General features: G+C 38.1%; 1 protein-coding gene. It reads left to right on the top strand.

Features of this window, described 5'->3' with window-relative positions:
• Positions 1-54: 54 nt before the first annotated feature.
• Positions 55-978, top strand: coding sequence for an IS982 family transposase (locus tag BLR27_RS18375; RefSeq protein ID WP_090707344.1), 924 nt, complete (start codon positions 55-57; stop codon positions 976-978).
• Positions 979-1,010 lie beyond the last annotated feature (32 nt).

The raw sequence follows: 1,010 nt of genomic DNA, 5'->3' as shown, positions 1-1,010 counted from the left end.
AATAAGTAAGCATATTTTATTATATTTAAGTGTCGAATTTAAAACAAATAATCTATGCTTACTCTTGATAAAATTACAGAAATTTTCTTCCTGGCTGATGAATATTGTAATCATTTCAACCAACATATCGACCAATGTGTGGTAAAGCTCAATTCTAGTGGTGTTAAGACCCGGAATAAGCTTTCCGGTCTTTCGCAAAGTGAAGTCATCACGATTCTGATCTGCTTCCATTTGTCCGATTATCGTACCCTAAAACACTTCTACCTGGACTATGTCTGTGTTTATCTTGGCAGGGAATTTCCACATCTGGTTTCCTATAACCGCTTTGTAGAATTACAAAGCAAATATGCCCTGCCCTTACTCATGTTTGTCAGTACCCACAGTCTTGGTGAATGTACTGGCATTGCCTTTATCGATTCAACCCGGCTGGAAGTTTGTGCAAAACAACGCATCCATCAGAATAAGGTATTTAAAGACATCGCCAATAGAGGCTACTCTACTATGGGTTGGTTTTATGGGTTCAAACTTCACATCGTGATTAATGATAAAGCTGAAATAATCGCTTTTCAGCTTACACAAGGCAGTGTATCGGACAATAATACCAATCTGCTCTTAGCACTTTGCAAGAATCTATTTGGAAAACTTTACGGTGATAAAGGCTATTTGGTAAAGCAGGCCGTCTTTGAGCAACTCTTTCATAGTGGTGTGCAGCTCATCACAAAGATCAAACGAAACATGAAGAATAAGCTGATGAGTACTTTTGACAAGCTGATGCTTCGTAAACGAAGTGTTATCGAATGCGTAAATGATTCGCTGAAAAATATTTGTCAAATTCAACACTCCAGACATCGCTCAATAAGCGGGTTTATCATTAACCTTTACAGCGGGCTTGCTGCCTACCATCTGCTACCAAAGAAGCCTTCCATCAAATCACAGTTTGAGTTTGATCAAACCAAATCCCTACAACTTTCTTTTTAACTTGAATAAGCCTTATATCGAACTCACGTTAA

Origin of the sequence: Daejeonella rubra, from assembly GCF_900103545.1 — a bacterium.
GTDB classification, from domain to species: Bacteria; Bacteroidota; Bacteroidia; order Sphingobacteriales; family Sphingobacteriaceae; genus Daejeonella; species Daejeonella rubra.
The sequence above is the reverse complement of the archived record's forward strand: the minus strand, read 5'-3'. Positions and strand labels throughout refer to the sequence as shown.